We start from the raw sequence: 1,112 nt of genomic DNA, 5'->3' as shown, positions 1-1,112 counted from the left end.
GTGAAGCCCAACTTCGTCCTGCACGACCACCGGAAGCCACGGCCGCACTTCGACCTGCGGCTCGAGGAGGACGGGGTGCTGCGGAGCTGGGCGGTGCCCCGGGGGTTGCCGACCGACCCGGCGCGCAACCGGCTCGCCGTGGCCGTGCCCGATCATGATCTGGAGCATTTGACCTACACCGACGAGAACAAGTTCATCGCCGACATCGGGTGGTGGGAGCAGGGCGATCGCAACGCGAAACGGTTCGTCTTCACGCTGCACGGTCGGGAGGGCTCACGCAGGTACGCGTTGATCCACACCGGCGGTAACCAGTGGCTCCTGCACATGACCAAGGAGCAGCCGACCGTTCATCCCGACCCGGCCCAGCCAGCCGTCCGGGGGACACCCCACCGCGGATCTGACGTTTGAGCGCTGCGCGGGCGGCTACGGTGTGGAGCAATGCCACCTTCAACCGACCTGCCCGGCTTCCTGGCCGGCGTCGCCCCGATCCTCGACCGCTGGAGCTACCTCGCGGTCGCCGGAGTGATCGGCGTGGAAAGCTTCGGCGTCCCCGCGCCCGGCCAGACGATCATGGTGGCCGCGGCGATCTACGCCGGGGCCGGCCGGCTGAACGTCTTCGTGGTCGCGCTGGTGGCCTTCGTGGCCGCGGTGCTCGGTGACAACGTCGGGTATTGGATCGGGGTGCGGGGCGGGCGCCGGGTGGTGCACCGGTTCGGCAAGTACGTGTTCATCACGCCGGCGCGGCTCGAGCGGGCGGAGAAGTTCTTTGCCCGGCGCGGCAACCGGATCGTGGTGGTGGCCCGCTTCATCGACGGCCTGCGCCAGCTCAACGGCGTGATCGCCGGGATCACGGCCATGCCGTGGAGATCGTTCCTGCTCTACAACGCCATCGGGGCGGCGCTGTGGGTGGGCTGGTGGGTCACGGTTTCCTACTTCCTGGGTACGCACCTGGTGGAGATCATCGAGCACGCCCACCGGTACAAGTGGTGGGCCCTCGCCCTCGGAGTGCTGGCCGTGGCCACCTACGCGACGCTGCACGTGAGGCACGTGCGTCGTCGCCGAGCCCGGGAGGCGGCCGAGTCGGCCGCGGCGCCGGCACCCGACGACTCAAC

General features: G+C 69.5%; 2 protein-coding genes. Both read left to right on the top strand.

Going from position 1 to position 1,112, the window contains the following annotated elements; all coding sequences use genetic code 11:
- Entirely contained in the window at positions 1-408 is a 408-nt protein-coding gene (locus AB0M20_RS45130; RefSeq protein WP_364307792.1) for a DNA polymerase ligase N-terminal domain-containing protein, read from the top strand.
- A gap of 30 nt (positions 409-438) precedes the next feature.
- The coding region (locus AB0M20_RS45125; RefSeq protein ID WP_364307791.1) for a DedA family protein at positions 439-1,112 on the top strand (674 nt) is incomplete at its 3' end.

The sequence above is a fragment of the Actinoplanes sp. NPDC051633 genome (assembly GCF_040681735.1).
Lineage (GTDB): Bacteria > Actinomycetota > Actinomycetes > Mycobacteriales > Micromonosporaceae > Actinoplanes.
The sequence above is the reverse complement of the archived record's forward strand: the minus strand, read 5'-3'. Positions and strand labels throughout refer to the sequence as shown.